Annotated in this window: 17 protein-coding genes and 1 pseudogene; 4 read left to right on the forward strand and 14 right to left on the reverse strand. The window is 72.8% G+C overall.

From position 1 onward, the window contains the following. Positions 1-53 precede the first annotated feature (53 nt). Positions 54-257, reverse strand: a complete 204-nt coding sequence (locus tag OG866_RS08610) for a cold-shock protein (protein ID WP_023586116.1) — start codon at positions 255-257, stop codon at positions 54-56. 535 nt (positions 258-792) lie between these two features. Here OG866_RS08610 and OG866_RS08615 point away from each other — a divergent pair. After that, positions 793-2,478 (forward strand): ribonuclease J, encoded by a 1,686-nt coding sequence (locus tag OG866_RS08615; RefSeq protein WP_329333005.1) that lies wholly within the window; start codon positions 793-795, stop codon positions 2,476-2,478. Here OG866_RS08615 and OG866_RS08620 read toward each other — a convergent pair. The 5 genes and pseudogenes from OG866_RS08620 to OG866_RS08635 all read right to left on the reverse strand — a co-directional run bounded on the left by OG866_RS08620 (position 2,465) and on the right by OG866_RS08635 (position 6,568). Further along, positions 2,465-2,707 (reverse strand): hypothetical protein, encoded by a 243-nt coding sequence (locus OG866_RS08620; RefSeq protein WP_329333007.1) that lies wholly within the window; start codon positions 2,705-2,707, stop codon positions 2,465-2,467. The two genes, OG866_RS08615 and OG866_RS08620, sit on opposite strands and share 14 nt — an antisense overlap. Before the next feature lie 63 nt (positions 2,708-2,770). Beyond that, positions 2,771-3,019: pseudogene (locus OG866_RS45220) on the reverse strand (DEAD/DEAH box helicase); the annotation flags it as partial. An 88-nt stretch (positions 3,020-3,107) separates the two neighbouring features. Then, on the reverse strand, positions 3,108-3,596 hold the full coding sequence (locus OG866_RS08625) for a GNAT family N-acetyltransferase (RefSeq protein WP_329333009.1): 489 nt from the start codon (positions 3,594-3,596) through the stop codon (positions 3,108-3,110). A 74-nt stretch (positions 3,597-3,670) separates the two neighbouring features. Continuing rightward, a complete protein-coding gene (locus tag OG866_RS08630; RefSeq protein WP_329333010.1) occupies positions 3,671-4,702 on the reverse strand; it encodes a hypothetical protein in 1,032 nt (343 codons plus the stop codon). A gap of 123 nt (positions 4,703-4,825) precedes the next feature. Next, positions 4,826-6,568, reverse strand: a complete 1,743-nt coding sequence (locus OG866_RS08635; protein WP_443063505.1) for an SWIM zinc finger family protein — start codon at positions 6,566-6,568, stop codon at positions 4,826-4,828. On the opposite strand from OG866_RS08635, the gene OG866_RS45225 reads away from it, so the two are divergent. Further along, positions 6,461-7,270 (forward strand): hypothetical protein, encoded by an 810-nt coding sequence (locus tag OG866_RS45225; protein ID WP_443063686.1) that lies wholly within the window; start codon positions 6,461-6,463, stop codon positions 7,268-7,270. The two genes, OG866_RS08635 and OG866_RS45225, sit on opposite strands and share 108 nt — an antisense overlap. 734 nt (positions 7,271-8,004) lie before the next feature. Here OG866_RS45225 and OG866_RS08640 read toward each other — a convergent pair. The 4 genes from OG866_RS08640 to OG866_RS08655 all read right to left on the reverse strand — a co-directional run bounded on the left by OG866_RS08640 (position 8,005) and on the right by OG866_RS08655 (position 13,561). Continuing rightward, the gene (locus tag OG866_RS08640) at positions 8,005-10,833 is read right to left on the reverse strand and encodes a DEAD/DEAH box helicase (RefSeq protein WP_329333012.1); all 2,829 of its coding nucleotides are present in this window, start codon (positions 10,831-10,833) and stop codon (positions 8,005-8,007) included. 110 nt (positions 10,834-10,943) lie between these two features. Next, a complete protein-coding gene (locus OG866_RS08645) occupies positions 10,944-11,528 on the reverse strand; it encodes a sugar kinase (protein ID WP_329333014.1) in 585 nt (194 codons plus the stop codon). Continuing rightward, positions 11,525-12,673, reverse strand: coding sequence for an ROK family glucokinase (locus tag OG866_RS08650; protein ID WP_329333015.1), 1,149 nt, complete (start codon positions 12,671-12,673; stop codon positions 11,525-11,527). Before OG866_RS08650 ends, OG866_RS08645 begins: the two co-directional genes overlap by 4 nt. A gap of 150 nt (positions 12,674-12,823) precedes the next feature. Continuing rightward, on the reverse strand, positions 12,824-13,561 hold the full coding sequence (locus OG866_RS08655) for a GntR family transcriptional regulator (RefSeq protein WP_329344000.1): 738 nt from the start codon (positions 13,559-13,561) through the stop codon (positions 12,824-12,826). A 129-nt stretch (positions 13,562-13,690) separates the two neighbouring features. On the opposite strand from OG866_RS08655, the gene OG866_RS08660 reads away from it, so the two are divergent. Beyond that, positions 13,691-14,692: a Gfo/Idh/MocA family protein gene (locus OG866_RS08660; RefSeq protein ID WP_329333016.1), complete on the forward strand. Its 1,002-nt coding sequence runs from the start codon at positions 13,691-13,693 to the stop codon at positions 14,690-14,692. A 53-nt stretch (positions 14,693-14,745) separates the two neighbouring features. On the opposite strand, the gene OG866_RS08665 is transcribed toward OG866_RS08660, so the two are convergent. The 3 genes from OG866_RS08665 to OG866_RS08675 form a co-directional block, all read right to left on the reverse strand. Further along, positions 14,746-15,930 carry a cytochrome P450 family protein gene (locus tag OG866_RS08665; protein WP_329333018.1) on the reverse strand — a complete coding sequence of 395 codons (1,185 nt, stop codon included), beginning with the start codon at positions 15,928-15,930 and terminating at the stop codon, positions 14,746-14,748. Between the two features lie 277 nt (positions 15,931-16,207). After that, positions 16,208-16,888 (reverse strand): response regulator transcription factor, encoded by a 681-nt coding sequence (locus tag OG866_RS08670; protein ID WP_329333020.1) that lies wholly within the window; start codon positions 16,886-16,888, stop codon positions 16,208-16,210. 45 nt (positions 16,889-16,933) lie between these two features. Continuing rightward, entirely contained in the window at positions 16,934-17,986 is a 1,053-nt protein-coding gene (locus OG866_RS08675) for a hypothetical protein (RefSeq protein ID WP_329333022.1), read from the reverse strand. A gap of 170 nt (positions 17,987-18,156) precedes the next feature. Here OG866_RS08675 and OG866_RS08680 point away from each other — a divergent pair, with 170 nt between their 5' ends. Further along, entirely contained in the window at positions 18,157-18,519 is a 363-nt protein-coding gene (locus OG866_RS08680; RefSeq protein WP_329333024.1) for a caspase family protein, read from the forward strand. Positions 18,520-19,071: 552 nt separating this feature from the next. Here OG866_RS08680 and OG866_RS08685 read toward each other — a convergent pair. Beyond that, positions 19,072-20,331 carry a sensor histidine kinase gene (locus OG866_RS08685; protein WP_329333025.1) on the reverse strand — a complete coding sequence of 420 codons (1,260 nt, stop codon included), beginning with the start codon at positions 20,329-20,331 and terminating at the stop codon, positions 19,072-19,074. Positions 20,332-20,456: the final 125 nt, after the last annotated feature.

The raw sequence follows: 20,456 nt of genomic DNA on the forward strand, positions 1-20,456 counted from the left end.
TGGGGCCCGCACCCCGAGGGATGCGGGCCCCAGCTACGGATTGCGCGTGAGCGTCAGGCCGGAACGATGTTCTCGGCCGTCGGGCCCTTCTGGCCCTGCGCGATGTCGAAGGTGACCTTCTGGCCCTCGAGCAGCTCACGGAAGCCCTGCGCGGCGATGTTCGAGTAGTGGGCGAACACGTCAGCGCCGCCACCGTCCTGCTCGATGAAGCCGAAGCCCTTTTCCGCGTTGAACCACTTCACGGTACCAGCAGCCATGTCATATCTCCTTTGGGGCAGTGCGTCGGCGTCCGCACTGCGCGGACGCCGTGTCGCCGCGATGATTACCCCGCCCGGAAATGACCGGAAATACAAAAGTGCTCCCGACCGGCAGAAGCCTGGCGGGGGCACTTGGAGTTTTGGGAACCACAACTGCAACTGAGATGAACAGTAGCACGCCGGAACGGTCCGTGCACGTTGGATAATACCGCTCTGCTCTTCGCGACAAAAACTCCCGCTGCACGGCCGACCAAAAACTGATCCCGCGGGAACAGATATTGATTCACTCGGCGCTCAACGTCTCAGGAAGGGTGGTCGATCGGCACGCCGCGCGACGGCCGGGAAAGAGCCACTGCGCCATGGAAACGCAGCTGCGCCTCGCCTCGTGTCGCCTCGTGGCAGGGCCGCTGTCCCCCGGTCGCGGACGTGATCCGATCGTGCCGGGGCACCCGCTGCGGGTGCCCCGCTCCGCCGGGAAAGGGAGATCGCACAGGCAATGGATCACCCCGTCCCGCTCTCCGGGTACCGTCAGGGCATGAGTCATCCGCATCCCGAGCTGAAAGCCGCCCCGCCCCTTCCCGAAGGAGGGCTGCGGGTCATCGCCCTGGGCGGCCTGGGTGAGATCGGCCGCAACATGACCGTCTTCGAGCACGCGGGCAAGCTGCTCATCGTCGACTGCGGCGTGCTGTTCCCCGAGGAGACCCAGCCCGGCGTGGACGTGATCCTGCCGGACTTCACCTCGATCCGGGACCGGCTGGACGACATCGTGGCCGTCGTACTCACCCACGGCCACGAAGACCACATCGGCGGCGTGCCGTACCTGCTGCGCGAGCGGTCCGACATTCCCGTCGTCGGCTCCAAGCTGACGCTGGCGTTCCTGGAGGCCAAGCTCAAGGAACACGGCATCCGGCCGCGCACGGTGCGCGTGCGGGAGGGCGACCGGCGTGGCTTCGGGCCCTTCGACTGCGAGTTCGTGGCGGTCAACCACTCCATCCCCGACAGCCTCGCGGTCGCGATCCGCACCCGGGCCGGGATGGTGCTGCACACCGGCGACTTCAAGATGGACCAGTTCCCTCTCGACGACCGCATCACCGACCTGCGCGCCTTCGCGCGCCTCGGCGAGGAGGGCGTGGACCTGTTCCTCACCGACTCCACCAACGCCGAAGTACCCGGCTTCACCACCTCGGAGCGAGAGCTGAACCCGGCGATCGAGCAGGTGATGCGCACCGCGCCGCGCCGGGTCATCGTCTCCAGCTTCGCCAGCCACGTGCACCGCATCCAGCAGGTCCTGGACGCCGCCCACCAGCACGGCCGCAAGGTCGCCTTCGTCGGCCGGTCGATGGTCCGCAACATGGGCATCGCCCGCGACCTGGGCTATCTGAAGGTCCCCTCCGGTCTGGTCGTGAACACGAAGGAGCTGGAAAAGCTCCCGGACCACAAGATCACCCTGGTCTGCACCGGCTCCCAGGGCGAACCGATGGCCGCACTGTCACGGATGGCCAACCGCGACCACCTGATCCGCATCGGCAAGGGCGACACCGTCCTGCTCGCCAGCTCCCTCATCCCCGGCAACGAGAACGCCATCTACCGGGTGATCAACGGACTCACCCGGTGGGGCGCCCACGTGGTCCACAAGGGCAACGCCAAGGTGCACGTCTCCGGGCACGCCAGCGCCGGCGAACTCGTCTACTGCTACAACATCGTCAAACCCCGCAATGTCATGCCCGTGCACGGCGAATGGCGCCACCTGCGGGCCAACGCCGACCTCGCCATCCGCACCGGCGTCGACCCCGAACGCGTCGTCATCGCCGAAGACGGCGTCGTCGTCGACCTGGTCGACGGACGCGCGTCCATCACCGGCAAGGTCCCCGCCGGCAACGTCTACGTGGACGGCATGGAAGTCGGCGGCGCCACCGAAGCGTCCCTCAAGGACCGCCTCACCCTTGCCGCCGAAGGCGTGGTCACGGTGGTGGCGATCGTCGACGCGGACACCGGCGCCCTCACCGAGGCCCCCGACTTCCTGGCCCGGGGCTTCGTCCACGACGACGCCACCTTCGAACCGGTCATCCCCGTCATCGAGAAGACCCTGGCCACCGCAGCCGAGGAAGGCGTCGGGGACGCGCGCCAACTCGAACAACTCCTCGCCCGCGCCGTGGCGAACTGGGCCTTCCGCACCCACCGCCGCCGGCCCCTCGTCATCCCCGTCATCATCGACGCCTGAGCCACGGCCCGGCAGCACGGTCGCCGTTCCGGTCGCGGTCCCGCGAACATCGAGGTCGGGCCCGCCCGGACCGGACGATGGCGAAGCCGCCGGGCTCGACGAGGCGGATCGCCTCGCCGTGGTCGGCCGGCAGGTCCGCGAGGGAGTCGGTGCGGAGGGCGACCTCGCGGCTGAAGCCGCGGGAGGACCGGGTGACATGGCGGCGGTGCACCCCGCCCAGATGGTGCACCAGATCGGACAGCGTCCACTCGGGGCAGGTCGGGTCCGTGCACGCGTTGCGGGCGGGGCCTCAGGGAGCGTTGGTGTTCTTGGGTCGGGGACGCCGGGCCCGCCGTCGAGCGGGATCCCGGAGCGAGCCTTGGCGGCGGTGATCCGGTTCGGCTCCGCCTCGCCCGAGCACACCTTGGTGACGGTCGGCTCGAGGCCGGCCCCGGCCCGCCAGTACGAGCGTGACCACGCTGCCGGACCCACCGGCGCGGGCGGTGCGGCCCGCCCGGTACACATAGTCCCTGGCATCGGTGGGCGGGTCGACAGAGGAGACGGCACGCACGGAGTGCGCGGCGCACAGCGGCTCCTGCAAGCCGGCCACCATGCGGCGAAGCCGGTGCCCCGCCAACCGGCACGCAGCGTCATCCCGAAGTAATGCGAAACTCGAATTCGGGACGGTCCCACGGCACGGCGGGCGGGTTCGCGAACGCGGTCCCGGTCCGCACCGCACCGACGCGGTGGTAGAAGTCCTCGGCGGGAACGTGCGACACGACCTTGAGACGATCGATCCCGGCAGCACGGGCCTCGGACTGCATGTGCGCCACAAGCAGCCGTCCAATACCCCGCCCTTGCACATCGTCGGCGACGAACAGCAGGTCGAGCTCCGGCGGAGCAAGGACGAGCGAGTAGAACCCGAGGACCCGGCCTCCCTGCTCGTCGGCGCCGACGGCCACAAAGACGCGGTGGGCCTCGATGTAATCAGGACCGACCCGGTAGCCCGCGACTGCGGATGCGTACCTGCCCTCATAGGCGCCTGAGCCACGCACGAGCCGCGTGAGCCGTTTGGCATCCCGCGCGACCGCCCTCCGTATCGTGACCGGCTGGCTGATCGGGGAAGTGCGTGACCTCATCGGGAGAGTATTTCGCACCGGAAAGTACCTTCGTGCGGCGGGTCCGCCGCTCGCGCAGGCGCCCGCAGCTCGCTCTACTGGAGACTGGGCACCGGGGCGGGGGCCTGGCCGCGGACGGTCACGCCGAAGCGGGTCCGCATGCGGCGCAGTTCCCACAGGGCGACGGCGGTCACCGAGAGCGGGCCGCCCAGCAGGGAGCAGAGCTGAACGGCGGGCGGGCCCTGCTCCGGCATCCCGCTGTCGATCACGTTGAAGAGCGCGAGCACCCACACCAGGGCCATCGTCACCACGGGCGGCAGCATCGGATGGACGTGGGCGGTGTTGAAGGCGCTGCGCGCGGAGTAGAGCGACGCCAGGAAGAAGAACGGCAGGCCCCAGGCGAGCGCGGCCAGGCCCACGAGCCCGACCGCGAACCCCTGCCAGCCGTGCAGGTCGGTCTTGGCCAGCTGGGCGACTCCGAAGAGGACTCCGCCGAGAACGGCCACGGTCAGCATGTACCAGCCGACCGCCTTCAGCGGGGCGCGGAGCCGGGAGCGCAGATGTGGCCGCAGGTGCGGGGGCGCGTAGTAGATGAAGCCGAGGATGACCAGCGGACCGCCGACGATCAGCAGGACCGGGGCGATGATCGCGTTGGCGACGCCACCGGCCGCCGCGTCCTGCCAGCCGTCCTTCTCCGTGCCGTAGACGAGGAACAGGACGACGGTGGCGACGACGCCGATGATCGTGCGGACCACCTGGACGCGGTCCACGGTGCGGTCCTCGATCCGGCCGTCGCCTTCCGCCACGAAGAGCCGGGTGGCGACGCGGTGCGCGGAGCGGATGACGGCGGCGGTGAGGTAGGGCAGGGAGAGGAACCACAGCCGGCTGCGACGGCGCGGCACTCGGCCGGGCGTCGGGGCGGGGGGCACGTAGGGGTACGGGTTCTGCGGCGGGTACGGGTGAGGCGGCGCCGGTGGTCCGTAGGGGCCGCCCTGGGGCGGGAGCCCGTAGGGGTTGTTCGTCGGCGGGCCGGGCGGTGGGCCCCAGCCCTGGCCGCCGTTCGGGTTGCCGCCGGGGTGTCCTGCTTGTCCCGGGCCCGTGCCGGGGCCCCATCCGCCCGTTGCCATCTCTGCTCCCCCGAGGTGTTCCGCTGTCAGTTCGCTGTGTCGCGCGGCGACATCGCGGCAGTGTAGTGGCTGAAGTGCCTGCTGCCGTCACATGGTTTGTGGCGTGATGGTGCGGAAAAGAGGTCAACTCTCCGCCGAGGCGCCCAGACCCGTCAGTGCTCCGACCGGGTCGAGGTCGGGCGTGCCGCGGGGCCACCAGTCGTCGGCGCCGGGATCGGACTCGTACGCGTACCACAACCCGTCGCGGCCGAGGCGGAGTTGGACATGGCCGCGGGGGTGGGTGAGGTGGTTGCGCCAGGGGCGGAAGGCCGGGAGGTCGGCGGCGAGGAGGAGCGGGCGGGCCCGGTCGAAGCGGCCGGCCGGCGGGTCCCAGGGTTCCTCCAGTACGGCGAGTCCCTCGTACCCGCCCTGCCGCCAGGCGGCGACCGCTCGGGCCAGGTCGGAGGGGGTGCGGTCGGCGGCGGAGGCGAGCGAGGCGTACAGCGAGCGGGTGGTGGCGGTGAGTCCGGAGCCGGGGCGGGCCGCGGCGAGCCGTACCGCGTCCTGCCACAGGGTCAGTTCCGCGACGGGGTCACGGCCGGTGCCGAGCAGGGCGTGGGCGCGGGCGGCGGCGTCGGTCGCCAGCTGGTCCAGCGCGAAGGGGTCGGGGCCACCCGGGGCCGCCGGGTAGACCGGAGGCTGCTCGGGGTGCGGAGGCACGGGCAACGGGGCCGGGAGCTGCGGGAGTCGGCGGGGCGCGAGGGCTTCGGTGGCGCGTACGCCGGACAGCGGCGCCGGTCCCTTCTCCTGGGCGGCGCGGGCCGCGCGGGCGGCGCTCAGCCGGGAGAGGGTGTCGAGCAGCTCGCGCTCGCCCCGGCCGCGCAGCAGGAGCAGTACGAAGGGGTCGGCGTCGAGGAGGCGGGCGGTCTGGTAGCAGAGGGCGGCGGCGTGCTTGCAGGGGTGACCGCGGTCCGGGCAGCTGCAATGCGGGTCGAGCTCACCGGGCCCGGGGAGCAGCCGCACCCCGCCCTCGGCGAGCGAATGCGGCATCTCCTTGTCGAGCAGCGCGGCGATGTGGCCCGGGCGCTCGGCGGCGGCGTCCAGGAACCATCCCCACTCCGCGTCGTCGAGTGTCCGCAGCCGCACCTGGACGCGGTAGGGGCGAGGACGGCTCCCCTGCACATAGGCGAGAACGAGGCCGGGCGTCACGGTGATGGCGTCGACGTTCCCCTGCTCGGCGTACCCCCGCCCGCGCGCCAGCCGCTTCGCGTCCAGCGCCCCCTCCTCCAACGCCGTGACCCACGCATTGCCCCACCAGGTCTCGGCGAAGCCGTGCTCCCCGTCCGAGGCGCGGGGGCCGAACGCCGCGAAGGTACGGCGAAGTTCACCGTCCCTGCCCGGGGCGGCCATGGAGCGGGGGTGGCGGGGAGTCGGGGCGGACGAGTCGGAGGGGGTGAGGGAGGAGCGGGGGTCGCTGTGGCCGCGGGGCGGAGTATGGGTGGCGGACGTCAGTGGAGTGGGGGTGTGTGCCACGGCCGGGTTCGGGGGGGCTGTGGGGGCGGGTGCCCACGTCGAGGCGTCACCGTGGTTGACACTCGGACCAGCCGAATCTCCGTGGGCCGCCTGGGCGTTGGCGTCGCCGGGCTCGGTCGGATCGTCCCCGTCGTCGGGCATACGGAAGGCGTCGCCGATCAGCGTCCGGAGGTCACGCGCGCGCGGGCCGCCACCTCGCCCGCCGGGCGGGGAGCTGGGTGCGAGGGGGGTCGCCCGCTGCGACGGGTGCCGCCGGCTCGGAGCAGCGTCACCCACGCCCTCCGCCCGGCCGGCACGCCGCGCTTCCGCCCTGGCAGCCCGCAACGCCTCACGCGCACGGTCGGCGGGCCGCACGGGCCTGTCCTCGCCGACGGCGCCCTCAACCACCTCCACCACACCTGCGGAGCCCTCTCCCCCGCCGGACCCGCTGCGGGGCGCCGCGGTCTGGGCACCCCCTCCTGCGGGCACGCCCTGCGCCTCCGCCTGCCCGAGGGCGCCCCCACCGGAGGCAGCCTGACTCTCCACCTGCCCAGCGCGCGTCACACCGGAGACACCCTGAGACTCCGGCCGGTCGACGGCCCCCGCAGCGGCGGTGTCCTCGGGCGCCGACTGATCGGCGGCTCCTACGCCGGAAGCACCCTGAGACTCCGGCCGGTCGACGGCTCCCGCAGCGGCGGTGTCCTCGGGCCCCGACTGATCGGCGGCTCCTACGCCGGAAGCACCCTGAGGCTCCCGCCGATCGACGGCTCCCGCGGCGGCGGTGTCCTCGGGCGCCGGCTGGTCCACGGTTCCTGCGCCGGAAGCACCCTCGGCCCCGGACCCGCCCGCCACTCCCACGCCGAAAGCACCCTCGGCCCCGGACCCGCCCGCCACTCCCACGCCGAAAGCACCCTCGGCCCCGGACCCGCCCGCCACTCCCACGCCGGAAGCACCCTCAGGACCCGCCTGCCCGGTACTCCCCATGCCAGAGGCGCCCTGAGACGCCCACCGATCGACCGTTCCCGCGCCGGCAGCGCCTTCAGACCCCGGCTGGTCCGCGGTTCCTGCGTCGGCTGAGCCGCCGGACTCCTGGTGTCTCGGCACGCCCGCGTCAAGCGGGCGTTCAGGATCCGGCTGCTTCAGGGCGCCTGGGCGGGGTGTGCCCCGTCGATGCGCCGGGTCCCCAACTGCCTTGTCCAGGGCGTCAGCAGTCTTCAGACGGCCCGTGGCTTCCTTGCCTTCTGTCCGGTCCCCAGGCTCCTTGCCCAGGCCGCCATCCGCCCCTGGCCGGCCCTCAACTCCCTTACCCAGGGCGCCCCTGTGTTCTGCCCGGCCCCCAACTCCCTCGGCCACGGCACCCTCCGCGGCAGCCGTACCGGCCTCCTCCGGCAGGCTGCCATGGCCACCCGCTCCCCCGCCCCGCCGCTCCGACATCGCACGCCGCAGCGCCGCTCGGGCGACATCGCCAGGCCGAGCCTCCGACTGCGCCCCCGCACCCTCAGCCGAAGGCCCTGCCGGTACCCCTACCCCTGCTCCTGCCCCTGCTTCCGCTGTGTCCTCGATGTCCGTTGTCTCTTCGGGCGCTCGCCCGGCGCTCGCCGACTCCCCCTCCGCCGACTCGCCACCCCCGACCGCATCCCGCACCGGAACGTCCTGCTCCGTCCCCGCCCCACCGGCCGCCGAGCCGGAGCTTCGTCGCGGGACCGTGCCGCCGCCCTCGCGTTCCGCCGTCTCCTCCTCCGCGGCTCTCCGCTGTCGAGCCTCGCGCGCCTCCCGCAGGGCGCGGCGGGCCTCGTCGGCCGGGCGCGCGGTCATGGCGTCCTCCGCAGGGAGACGAGGTCGGTCAGTTCACGGTCCGTCAGTTCCGTCAGGGCCGATTCCCCGGAGCCCAGGATCGCGTCGGCGAGAGCCCGCTTCGCTTCGAGCATCTCGGCGATGCGGTCCTCCACCGTGCCCTCGGTGATGAGGCGGTGGACCTGGACCGGCTGGGTCTGGCCGATGCGGTAGGCGCGGTCGGTGGCCTGTTCCTCGACGGCCGGGTTCCACCAGCGGTCGAAGTGGACGACATGGCCCGCGCGGGTGAGGTTCAGGCCGGTGCCCGCCGCCTTGAGGGAAAGGACGAGGACCGGTGTCGCGCCGGCCTGGAAGCGGTCCACCATGCGTTCGCGTTCCGGCACCGGTGTGCCTCCGTGCAGCAGGTCCACCGGGACCGCGCGGGCGCTGAGGTGGGCGGTGATCAGACGGGCCATGCCTACGTACTGGGTGAAGACGAGCGCCGAGCCGTCCTCCGCCAGGACGGTGTCCAACAGCTCGTCCAGCAGGGCGAGTTTGCCGGAGCGGAGTGCCAGCCGTTCGGCGCCACCGGCCTCCTCCTTCAAATACAGCGCCGGGTGGTCGCAGATCTGCTTCAGCGCGCCCAGCAGCTTCAGCACCAGTCCCCTGCGGGCGATGCCGTTCGCCGTCTCGATGACATGGAGCGACTCGCGTACCACCGCCTCGTAGAGGGAGGCCTGTTCGCGGGTGAGCGGGACCGGGTGGTCCGTCTCCGTCTTGGGGGGCAGTTCGGGGACGATGCCGGGGTCGGACTTCTTGCGGCGCAGGAGGAAGGGGCGGACCAGACGGGCCAGCCGTTCCACCGCCTCCGCGTCCTCGCCGTTCTCGACTGCGCGCGCGTGGCGGGCGCGGAAGGATTTGAGCGGGCCGAGGAGCCCTGGTGTCGTCCAGTCGAGGAGGGCCCAGAGTTCGGAGAGGTTGTTCTCCACGGGCGTGCCGGTGAGGGCCACGCGCGCGGGCGACGGGATGGTGCGCAGGGCCTTCGCCGTCGCAGAGTAGGGGTTCTTGACGTGTTGGGCCTCGTCCGCGACGACCATGCCCCAGTGCTGCTCGGCCAGCCGCGCGGCCGTCGACCGCATGGTGCCGTAGGTGGTCAGGACGAAGCCGCCGTCGAGGTCGTCGAGGGTACGGTCGGGGCCGTGGAAGCGGCGGACGGGGACACCCGGCGCGAAACGGGCGATCTCCCGCTGCCAGTTGCCGAGGAGCGAGGCCGGGCAGACCACGAGGGTGGGTTCGGTGCGGGCGCGTCGCAGGTGCAGCGCGATCACCGTGATCGTCTTGCCGAGGCCCATGTCGTCGGCGAGGCAGCCGCCGAGGCCGAGCGTGGTCATGAGGTCCAGCCAGGCCAGGCCCCGGAGTTGGTAGTCGCGCAGAGTGGCGTGCAGGCCCGCCGGAGGCTCCGCGGGCCGGATCCCCGCCGTCAGCCGGTCGCGCAGCGCGGCGAGCGCGCCGACCGGCACCGCCTCGACCGTTTCCCCGTCGACCTCCGTAGTGCCGGTGAGGGCGACGGAGAGCGCGTCGACCGGGTCGAGCAGGCCCAGTTCGCGCTTGCGGGCCTTGCGGACGAGCGCCGGGTCGACCAGCACCCACTGGTCGCGCAGCCGGACGACGGGCCGGTGGGCCTCGGCGAGCGTGTCCATCTCGGCCTCGGTGAGCGGGTCGCCGCCGAGCGCCAACTGCCAGCGGAACTGGAGGAGTTCCTCGCTCTCGAAGAAGCCGGTCCCGTCGGTCGCCGAACCCGGGGCGGGCCGGACCACGGCGGCGGCGCTGAGGTCGTGCGCCAGGTCCCGGGGCCAGTGCACGGCGACCCCGGCCGCCGCGAGCCGGGTCGCGGCGACGCCGAGCAGATCCCCCAACTCGTGCTGGGACAGGGCCAGTACGTCGGGGACGTCCTGCTCGGCGAGCCGGTCCAGGGGCGGCCAGACCCGGGCCGCGCGCCGCACGGCGAGGGCGGCGTCGACGCGCGCGCGGGGCCCGAAGACGGCGTCGGCCTCGCCCGCCCACAGGGCCGCCGCGTCGGCGACGAGGGTGGGGTCGGCGAGGCTGTGCACCTGGACGATGGCGGCACCGGCGCTGCGGACCTCGTCGCCGGCGTCGAACAGTTCGTAGGCCGACAGGTCGAGGCGGAGCGAGATCCGTACGCCCGCGTCCATGCCGGCGGCGACCTCCGCCGCCCAGTCGTACGCACCGGGCAGATACTGCGGGCGGCGGTCGGCGAAGGGCCTGCCGGAGGCGAAGGGGGCGGCCGGGGTGCGCGGGAGGGTGTCCGCGACGGCGTCCAGGAAGGCGCGCATCAGCGCTTCCGGCTCGGGCAGCCGCAGCGGGCCCGGGCCGGGCAGTGGGACGGCATGGCCTTCGTACGGCAGGGCGGCGGCGATGGCGCGCAGGTGCGCGATGTCGTCCGGGTCGAGGGGGCCGGCCCGCCAGGCGTCATGGCCGGTCACGGTCAGGCCGGGCAGCAGCCGGCCCCGCGCGGTGAGCCGCAGCGCGTGCAGCGCGGCGGCGCCCCAGCAGGCGGTGGCGGGATGGGCTGCCGGGTCGCGCCGGGCGCGCACCAGGAGGGGCAGGGCCTCGGCGAGGGGGACGGTGAGCGCGGGGGCCGTACGACGACGGACACCGGCGCCGTGTCGTCGTACGACAGTGAGGTCCGTGAGACCGTCGGCACCGTCGGGCAGGGGGCCGTCCTCGGGGTCCCAGAAGGCCATCCGGCCCTCGCGCGGGAGCGGGGCGGGGAGGAAGACGGCGGCGAGGCGGGCGGAGAGCGGCTGCGTCGCCCCGTCGGCCACCGCCGTGACCGTGTCACTCATACGTCCTGCCACCTCCCCACCCGTGTGTCGGATCAGACGTCTACGACTCTACGGGCGGGGTCTGACAATCGGCTCCGGCGACGGGCTGCGCCCCCTCTGCGGGCCCGCGGCTACGGCACCGTGCGGGAGACGACGTACACCATCGGGTTGGCCGGGTCGGCGGTGTTCACGACGATGTCCTGGGTCGGCGCCGGGTTCTTCTGTTTGTGGACCAGGCCCGCCCAGGGGCCGGGGCCGGTGAAGGACCAGCCGGTGATCTTCTGGTCACGGGCGCTGATGGTGATGTCGCCCTGCTTCAGGTCGTCGCGGCCGACGCCGACGCCCGCGAGGAAGGTGTCCAGGCCCGCGTTGGAGGTGCGGAACTGGACGTAGAGGCGGCTGGTCTTCCAGTTGTTGGTCTCGTAGTACGCGATCCTGTCCGCGGGGTGCGGGACCGGCACCTGGTACAGCCGGCGCTGGACCTTCGACGGGTACCCGGCGGTGAGGCCGGTCGCCGAGTACTTCGCCTCCTTGTCCTTGCCGCTGTTGCGGCTCTGGTTGGCGGAGATCACCAGATAGCCGGCCGGGACGCCGATGAGCAGCACGATGATGAGCAGCGTGAGCGCACGGCGGCGGTTGCGGTGGCGGCGGTCCTCGGTCGGCCGGGGCGGCTCGTCCGGGGAGTGGGCCGCCTGGCGTGGCAGCGAAGCCGTCACAGGGACTCCCGGGTCGTGCGGCGGGCCTCCGTGTACCGCGCGTAGCGCTCGTACCGCTCGACGCGGCGCCGGTTGGCGCGCCGGAAGCGGCGGGCGACCAGCCGCGCCAAGTCCGCCGCGCCGACCATGCCGGCCTCGGGGCCGAGCTGGGCTCGGACTATGCGCGCCTCGGGGCGGTAGCCGCGCCCGGTGAGCTGGCGCTTGAAGGCGTCCCGCGCGGGGCCGATCAGCAGCTCGTCGGCGGCCGAGACACCGCCGCCGATCACGAAGCAGGAGGGGTCCAGGGCGGCCGCCAGGTTGGCGATGCCGACGCCGAGCCACTGGCCGATGTCCTGGAGCAGCTCGATGCACATCGCGTCGCCCTCGCGGGCCAGCTCCGTGATCATCGGGCCGGAGATGTCGCCGATCTGGCCCTTGACGTGCTCGATGATGCCGTACGCCACCGGCGAGTCGGCGGCGGCCAGTTCCTTGGCCTCGCGCACCAGCGCGTTGCCGGAGCTGTACTGCTCCCAGCAGCCGCGGTTGCCGCACGGGCAGCGGTGGCCGCCGGGAACGACCTGCATATGACCGAACTCGCCGGCGACGCCGTACTTGCCGCGCTTGACCTGGCCGTCCTCCAGGATCGCGCCGCCGATGCCGGTGCCCAGCGTGATCATGACGAGGTGGTCCTCGTCCCGGCCCGCGCCGAAGCGCCACTCGGCCCAGGCCGCGGCGTTGGCGTCGTTGTCGACCAGGACGGGCACGGCGAGGCGGTCCGCGAGGCGGTCGCGCAGCGGTTCGTTGCGCCAGGACAGGTGCGGGGCGAACAGGACGCGGTTGCGGTCGGCGTCGACCCAGCCGGCCGCGCCGATGCCGACCGCGTGCACGTCGTGCCGGTCGGAGAGGTCCAGGACCAGCTCGCAGATGGTGTCCTCGACGACCTTCGGGCTCTTGGACTTGTCCGGGGTCTCGGTCCGGAGCTTCTCCAGGATGTTGCCGTCGGCGTCGACGACTCCCGCCATCACCTTGGTGCCCCCGATGTCGATGCCCACGGTGGGCACACGGGGTGCGGTCAGGTGTGAGCGGCGCTCGCGGGTGCCGACCGTACGCAGGGCCGGGGCGCGGCGGGAGCCGATCGGGGCGCTGAAGTTGCCGTAGGTGCTCATCGGCCTCGATTCTGCCTCACCGTCGGTAGGGGTGCCGTACGGGGAAACATAGACGAGGTTCAGGTCGGCCACTTTGTCCGGACATTGCGACCAAGTCGACCCGGCTCAAGCGGGCCTGTGGCGCCGGGTGAGGCTCTCCCCGGCGCACCCCTAGGGGCGCACGAGCAGCTGGAACTCGAAGGAGTAGCGGGTCGGCCGGTACGTGTGCGTGCCGAACTCGACGGCGCGGCCGGTGTCGTCGAAGGTCACACGCTGCATGGTGAGCAGCGGGGCGCCCGTCTCCTCGGCGAGCCGCTCGGCCTCGGCGGGGGTGGCGGCGCGGGCGCCGATGGACTGGCGGGCGCTGTGCAGGGTGATCCCCGCGGAGCGCATCAGCCGGTACAGGCCGGTGGCCTCCAGCTGGGCGGTGTCCAGGTCGAGCAGGCCGGGCGGGATGAAGTTGCACAGGTATGCCATCGGCTCGCCGTGTGCCAGGCGCAGCCGCTCGATGCGGTGCACGTCGCCGTCCTCGGCCACCCCGAGGGCGGCCGCGACCTCGGCGGAGGCGGGGACGAGGGTGTTGACGACGACCTTGGTCGCCGGGCGCTGTCCGGCGGTCTCCAGGTCGTCGTAGAGGCTGCTGAGCTCCAGCGGGCGCTTGACCTGGCTGTGCACGACCTGCGTGCCGACCCCGCGGCGGCGTACGAGCAGGCCCTTGTCGACGAGCGACTGGATGGCCTGGCGGACGGTCGGCCGGGACAGGCCGAGGCGCGCGGCGAGCTCGATCTCGTTGCCGAGCAGGCTGCCGGGGGTGAGCGCTCCGTGCTCGATCGCGGCTTCCAGCTGCTGGGACAGCTGGAAGTACAACGGCACCGGGCTGCTGCGGTCCACGCTGAGGTCGAGTGTCACGGTCGGGTCCACATCTGGTTTCGGCACGGGCCGAGCGTAGCCGCGTGGCCGGTTGACGGGAAGTTGTGTAGTCCGATTGTCCGGACATATGCATTGACAGCGGGGGGTCCGCGACCACATTTTGTTCACATGCGCATCGGGGTCATCGGTACCGGCCGGATCGGCACCATTCACGCGAGGACGCTCAGTCGTCATCGCGACGTCGGGTCCTTGATCCTCACGGACGCGGACGGCACACGGGCACAGGAGCTGGCCCACCGCTTAGGCGAGACGGCCGCCCCCGGGGTCGACGAGATCTTCCAGTGGGGCGTGGACGCGGTGGTGATCACCACGGCGACGTCGGCGCACGCCGAACTGATCGGTCGGGCAGCGCGCTCGGGGCTCCCGGTCTTCTGCGAGAAGCCGATAGCCCTCGACCTGCCCGGCACGCTGCACGCCATCGACGAGGTCGAGACGGCCGGGACGGTCCTCCAGATGGGCTTCCAGCGCCGCTTCGACACGGGCTACGCCGGCGCACGCGACGCGGTGCGATCGGGACGGCTCGGGCGGCTGCACACCGTGCGGGCGCTCACCTCCGACCAGGAGCCGCCGCCGGCCGCCTGGCTGCCGCTGTCCGGCGGGCTGTACCGGGACACCCTGATCCACGACTTCGACATGCTGCGCTGGGTGACCGGGCGGGAGGTGGCGGACGTGTACGCGGCCGGATCGGACGCGGGGCCCGCGATGTTCCGCGCGGCGGGCGATGTCGACACGGCCGCGGCCGTCCTCACCCTCGACGACGGCACGCTCGCCACGGCGACGGCGACCCGGCTGAACGGGGCGGGCTACGACGTCCGCATGGAGCTGGCCGGGGAGCTCGACCAGATCGTGGTCGGCCTCGACGACCGCACCCCGATCGCCTCCACCGAGCCGACGGGCCCCCCGGCCGCCGACAAGCCGTGGGAGGGATTCCTGGAGCGGTTCGGACCGGCCTACGAGGCCGAACTCAACGCGTTCGTCGAGGTGGTACGAGGTGAGCGCGCCAACCCCTGCGACGGGCGCGAGGCGTTGCAGGCGCTACGGATCGCCGAGGCGTGCGAGCTGTCACGGCGGGAGCGGCGGCCGGTGCGGCTGGGAGAGGTACTGGGCTGACGGCGCGGCCGGTGCGGCTGGGAGAGGTACCGGGCTGACGGGGGCGCCCCGAGTCACCAGCGGACCGGCAGGCTCCGCATCCCCCGCATCAGCATCCCCGGCAGCCACTCGCCGGTGGGGCCGTCGAGGGCGAGGTCCGGTGCTCGCTCCAGCAGCGTCCGGATCGCCGTACGGGCCTCCAGGCGGGCCAGGGGTGCGCCCAGGCAGTAGTGGATGCCGTGGCCGAAGGCGAGGTGGCCCCGGGTGTCGCGGCGGATGTCGAAGCGGTCGGGGGCGGGGTAGCGCGCTCCGTCGCGGTCGGCGGCGGTGAGGCCGACCATCACCGCGTCGCCCCGCTCAATCCGCGCCCCGCCGATCTCCAGAGGCTCGGCGGCGAACCGGAACGTGGCGTTCTCCACCGGCCCCTCCCAGCGGAGCGTCTCCTCGATCGCGCCGTCGAGCAGGCTCAAGTCGGAGCGTAGCGCGGTGAGTTGGTCCGGGTGGGTGAGCAGGGCGTGCACCCCGCTGGTGATGAGGTTGACCGTGGTCTCATGGCCCGCGATCAGCAGGATGAAGGCCATGCCCCGCAGTTCCTCCGGGGAGAGGCGGTCGCCGTCCTCGGCGGTGGTGCGGATGAGGTCGCCGAGCAGGTCGCCGTCGGGGCCGGCGGACGTCTTGGCCGCGATGAGCTCGGTGAGGTACTCGGCGAGCCGGACGAACGCGTCGTACTCGCTCTCGGCGCTGGTGGGGGCGACGGCCTCGCTGGTGATCTTCCGGAATTCCGTGCGGTCCATCTCGGGGACGCCGAGGAGTTCGCAGATGACGGTGAGGGGCAGCGGGTGGGCGAGGGAGTCCACGAGGTCGGCGCGGCCCCGCGCGAGCATCTCGTCCAGCAGGTCGTCGGTGATCTCCTGGATTCTGGGCCGCAGTTCCTCCACGCGGCGCATGGTGAAGGCGCGGGAGACCAGGGAGCGCAGCCGGGTGTGCTGGGGCGGGTCGGCGACCAGGAGGTACTTGCCGATCAGCTCCTCGTCGAGGAACGTCACGCCGATCTTGCGACCGTCCTTGGACAGGCGCGGGTCGGCGAGGGCCGCGCGTGCCTCCTCGTACCCCACGATCAGCCAGGTCTCGTGGTGGGCGTCGGGTGCCGGCAGCCGGACCCGGTGCACCGGTCCACGGGCGCGCAGTCGCGCGTACACCGGATGCGGGTCCGTGCGGAACGCCGCGCCGTACTCCCCCAGGTCGATCACTTCGGTCATCTCGATCCCCTCCCCGTTGCCCCCTCAACGCTCGGCAGCGCCCGCGAGTGCCCGCCAGTGCCTGTCCGGCGGATCAGGTCGCAGGGCAGCCGCGGTGCTTGATGTGGTGCCGGGGAGCGGGGTGATGGGGCCCCTCCCGCTCGAGCGAAGCCGAGAGTGGGGGAGCGTCGAGCTGCAAGGCGGAGGAGGACGGCGATGCGGAGCATCGGCAACCGACGACAACGCGGCAGATCGGCGTGCCAAACCCCGCGTCTGCGGCATGATCCGCCGGACAGGCCTAGTGCCCGTCCTCCCCCGTTTCCTCCAGAAGTCCCGCGTCGTAGGCGAGGAGGGCGATCTGTACGCGGTTGTTGAGGTCGAGCTTGGCGAGGACGCGGGAGACATGGGTCTTGACGGTGGCGACGCTCATGAAGAGCTCCGCGGCGATCTCGGCGTTGGACAGGCCCCGGCCGACGGCCACCGCCACCTCGCGCTCGCGGTCGTTGAGGGCGGCGATGCGCTCCCGCGCGCGCGTGCGACGCGTGTCGGCGGCGGCGCCCGCCGCGTGCCGCATCAACTGCCGGGTGACGGTGGGCGACAGGACGGGGTCGCCGGCCGCGACCCGGCGCACCGCGTCGACGATCTCGGCGGGCGGCGTGTCCTTCAGGACGAACCCGGCGGCGCCCGCGCGCAGGGCGCGCAGCACCTGGTCGTCGGCGTGGAAGGTGGTCAGGAGCACGACCTGCGGGGCGTCGGGGCGGGCGCGCAGCCGCTCGGTGGCGGTCAGGCCGTCCATGGCAGGCATCCGGATGTCCATGAGGACGACGTCCGGACGGGTGCGGTCGACGAGCGCCTCGACATCGCTTCCGTCGGCGGCCTCCCCGACGATCTCGATGCCGTCGGCACCACCGATCATCAGGGACAGGCCGGCCCGCACCAGCGGATCGTCGTCGACGAGGAGCAGTCTGATCGCGGTCATGGGGCTTACGTAATCACGGTTTCGAGGGGCGTACTTGTCATGTCGTCAGCCGCGCAGCCGCACTCCGTGCCGGGTCTGCAACCGGTGGACCTCCCACCAGGCCACCGCGCACACCGAGGCCGGGCCGCCGACGAACGCCAGGACCGAGACGAGGGGTGGTCCGGGCGGCCGTCCGCCCGCGACCAGGCTGATGATCGCGAACTCCCACACCAGGACGCCGGTGAGCAGGGCGGGCAGTGCCGCGTGCACCCCGGCGGAGTTGAAACCGCTGCGCACGGCGGGGCCGGTGGCGAACCCCAGGAAGAACAGCAGCCAGTACAGGGGCACCATGAGCACGGCGGCGAGCCAGGGCACGTCGTCGCTCAGCGCGAAGATGCCCGTGATCAGGGGAATCGCCGTCACCGCGCCGACGTACCACAGGGCGGCCTTGCCCGCGGCGCGCATCCGCTGCCCCATGTGCGGCCTGGCGTGCGGCGGCGCCCAGCGGTAGAGCACGGCGATCACCACAGGGGCACTGAGGAGCAGCAGCGGCGGGGTGACCACGAGCCGCATCAGGTACTGCTGCTGCACCTCGCCGAAGTCCTCCGGCTTGCCGTAGGCGATGAGCAGGGCGAGGGTCATGGCGGCGGCGCTCAGGGCTCGCGCCTTCTGAAGGCGTGTCACCTGCGGGTCGTGGTAGAGGCGGTGGGCGCGCGGTGGGAAGAGGCGGTGCGCCCGGACGCGGGCCGAGCGGGCGAACACGTACCCCGCCATCAGGAAGGGCACCACGAACCAGGTGCACGGCAACAGCAGGAACAGCCAGACACAGCCGTGCATCCGCTGCCGTCCGGCGCGCAACAGGTCCCGCAGGGGCGGCCATTCGGCGCCGCGCAGACCGCCCAGCAGGCCTCCCTGCGGGACGTACGGGCGCGGCTGCGGGACGTACGGCGGGTAGGGGTTGGGGTACGGATACGGCTGGGGCGGGACGTAGGGCCCGGTGTTCGGGGGTGGTGGAGGCGGGCTGTAAGGACCGGGGTTCGGCGGTGGCGGCTGGTACGGGTTCGTCGGTGGTGGCTGATACGGCGGCTGGTACGGATTGTTGGGTCCCCCGAAGCTCACGCTGCTGTTCCTTCCGGCGTTAGCGGTGCCGCGGCCGCGCGAGGCCGGCCGATCGGTAGGCTCCAGTCAACTCGCCTCACGCCGCCGGGTCATGGGGTTGCGCGGATCCCACCGGCACGCGCCCCGTGAACGCCCCGTATGCGCCCTGTCATTGCTGGCAAGATCGCCGTATGCGCACCGTGTACGCCCTGTTCGTGGGCATCGACGACTATCCGGGACGCCATCGGCTGCGGGGCTGTGTCAACGACGTGCGAGAAGCGGAGAGTTGGCTGCGGCGGCAAACCCGGACGCTGACACCTGTGGTCAAGACCCTGCACGACGGGGAGGCCTCCAGGGCGGCCGTGCCGGCGGCCGTGGAGCGGCATCCCGGGCAGTGCGGGCCGGACGACACCGCGCTGTTCTGGTTCAGCGGGCACGGCAGCGAGTACCGCACCGACGATCCACGCGAGGCGACCGGCTGGGCGCAGGCGCTGGTGTGCCAGGACAGTCTGGGGCCGGGCGGCCAGCCGATGCTCCAGGACAGCGAGCTCTGATCGGGCGACATTCGCGCCAGGCCGGACTCCATCTCTGCGATCCGCAGGGCGAGTTCGGCCTCGTCCTCACGTCGGGTGGCTTGGTGGGAGCGGTACCCGGCCAGTGGTACGGCCATGGCCAGGCTCTGCTGTTCGTGGGGAGCGCCGAAAGGCTCGTCGACAGGGCATCACCAGGGCGTGGTCAGGGCGGAGTCGAGGCGGGTCCAGGGGCGCGTGGGGCAAGGTCGGTGAGGGGCGGAGACGGGGCGGGGTGAAGCGGGGTGTCAGCCGCGGCAGCGGGCGGCGGACACCCCGCCCCACCGCGTCAACCGCAACAGCCGGTGGCGAGCACACCGCCCCCACCCCCACTCCGAGGCACTTACGCCCGCACCCCGAAACCGCCCCCAGCACACGCGCCACCCCCCAGGCACCCCCGCCGATGCCCCCTCACGCCACGGCAGCCAGCTCCGCACCGGAAAACCCCCGCCCACTCGCGCCCCACTCCCCAGGCACCCCCAGCCGACGCCCCCCAACTCACGCGCCGCCCTCCAGGCCCCCAGCCAACGCCACCCCTCACCCCCAGGGCAGCCAGGCCCGTACCCCGAAGCCCCCGTCCTCCTCCGGTCCGTGTTCCAGTCGGCCCCCGGCCAGGGTCGCCCGCTCGGTCAGGCCGATCAGCCCCTGCCCTGAGCCGGGTACGGGCGTCACCTCGCCCTCGGGTGCCGGGTTGCGGACCGTGACGGTGAGGCCCTCGCCCGGTGTGCCCTCGACGGAGACGGCGACCTCGGCGCCGGGGGCGTGTTTGCGGGCGTTGGTGAGGCCCTCCTGGGCGATGCGGTAGGCGGTGCGGCCGACGGAGGCGGGGACGGTGGCGGGGTCGCTGACGCGAAGGTCGAGGGTGACCTTCATGCCGGCTTCGCGGGACTCGGCGACCAGCGCGTCCAGGGCGGCGAGCGTGGGCTGCGGGCGGCCCGTGTCGTCGTGGTCGCCCGCCCGCAGGACGCCGATGATTTCGCGCAGGTCCTGGAGGGCCTCGTGGGCGCTCTCCCGGATGACGCCGGCCGCCCGGGCGACCTCCTCCTGGGGTGCGTCGGGCCGGAACTCCAGCGCTCCGGCGTGGACGCTGAGCAGGGTGAGCCGGTGGGCGAGGACGTCGTGCATCTCGCGGGCGATGGCCTCGCGGGCCAGCCGCTGGGCCTGCTCGGCGCGGAGCCGGGCCTCGTTCTCGGCGCGCCGGGCGCGGTCCCTGAGGCTCAGCATGAGCTGCCGTTTGGAGCGGACGACCAGGCCGCAGGCGATGACCACGGCGGTCATCAGCACGATGATGACCACCGCGGCGAGGTAGGGCAGATCCGGGTCGGGGCGCAGCCAGAAGTAGAACGGGATGAGTGCCATGTTGGCGCCGCCCACCCAGGCCACGTACCGGAAGGGCCGGTGCACGGCGAGCGTGAACAGGGCGATCATGCAGGCGCCGCCCGCGGTGTCGGAGGCGACCCCCACGGGGACCGTCGCCACGGCGAGCCCCAGCGGCCAGCGGCGGCGCAGCCAGACCGCGCCGCAGGCGACCGCGCCGATCAGCTGGTCGACGTGGGCGAGGCTGTCCGCTACATGGGGGTTGTCGGCGACGGACTCCGCGCCGACCAGGCCGATGATCACGGCCACCGCGAAGCAGCTGAAGTCGACGAGCCAGTCGCGCGCGGTGCGCCGGGGCCGCCGCCCGGAGCGGTCGGCGTCGGGGTCGAGTTCGTTCAGGACCGCCGAGGGCAGCAGCCAGCGCCGGCCCGCGAAGAACTGGGGTACCGCCGTCTGCTTGTCACCGCTCACGGTCGACAAATTTACGCACGGAAGCCCGGCGTCACCTCCGCGCGGACGGGATCGGCTACCAAAGTCGCGGTGCCGGCGACTTTCGGCGCTTCGGCCCCGCCGGGACCGGGAACTTCCGTCGGACAGGCCTCGCC

It is taken from the genome of Streptomyces sp. NBC_00663 (assembly GCF_036226885.1).
Taxonomy (GTDB): domain Bacteria; phylum Actinomycetota; class Actinomycetes; order Streptomycetales; family Streptomycetaceae; genus Streptomyces.

What these genes read in the sequence shown, in the direction of transcription:
- OG866_RS08615 (WP_329333005.1), top strand. Translation starts at nt 793, where the DNA reads ATGAGTCATCCGCATCCCGAGCTGAAAGCCGCCCCGCCCCTTCCCGAA.
- OG866_RS08660 (WP_329333016.1), top strand. Translation starts at nt 13,691, where the DNA reads ATGCGCATCGGGGTCATCGGTACCGGCCGGATCGGCACCATTCACGCG.
- OG866_RS08650 (WP_329333015.1), bottom strand. Translation starts at nt 12,673, where the DNA reads ATGAGCACCTACGGCAACTTCAGCGCCCCGATCGGCTCCCGCCGCGCC.
- OG866_RS08665 (WP_329333018.1), bottom strand. Translation starts at nt 15,930, where the DNA reads ATGACCGAAGTGATCGACCTGGGGGAGTACGGCGCGGCGTTCCGCACG.
- OG866_RS08625 (WP_329333009.1), bottom strand. Translation starts at nt 3,596, where the DNA reads ATGAGGTCACGCACTTCCCCGATCAGCCAGCCGGTCACGATACGGAGG.
- OG866_RS08670 (WP_329333020.1), bottom strand. Translation starts at nt 16,888, where the DNA reads ATGACCGCGATCAGACTGCTCCTCGTCGACGACGATCCGCTGGTGCGG.
- OG866_RS08630 (WP_329333010.1), bottom strand. Translation starts at nt 4,702, where the DNA reads ATGGCAACGGGCGGATGGGGCCCCGGCACGGGCCCGGGACAAGCAGGA.
- OG866_RS08680 (WP_329333024.1), top strand. Translation starts at nt 18,157, where the DNA reads ATGCGCACCGTGTACGCCCTGTTCGTGGGCATCGACGACTATCCGGGA.
- OG866_RS08610 (WP_023586116.1), bottom strand. Translation starts at nt 257, where the DNA reads ATGGCTGCTGGTACCGTGAAGTGGTTCAACGCGGAAAAGGGCTTCGGC.
- OG866_RS08640 (WP_329333012.1), bottom strand. Translation starts at nt 10,833, where the DNA reads ATGAGTGACACGGTCACGGCGGTGGCCGACGGGGCGACGCAGCCGCTC.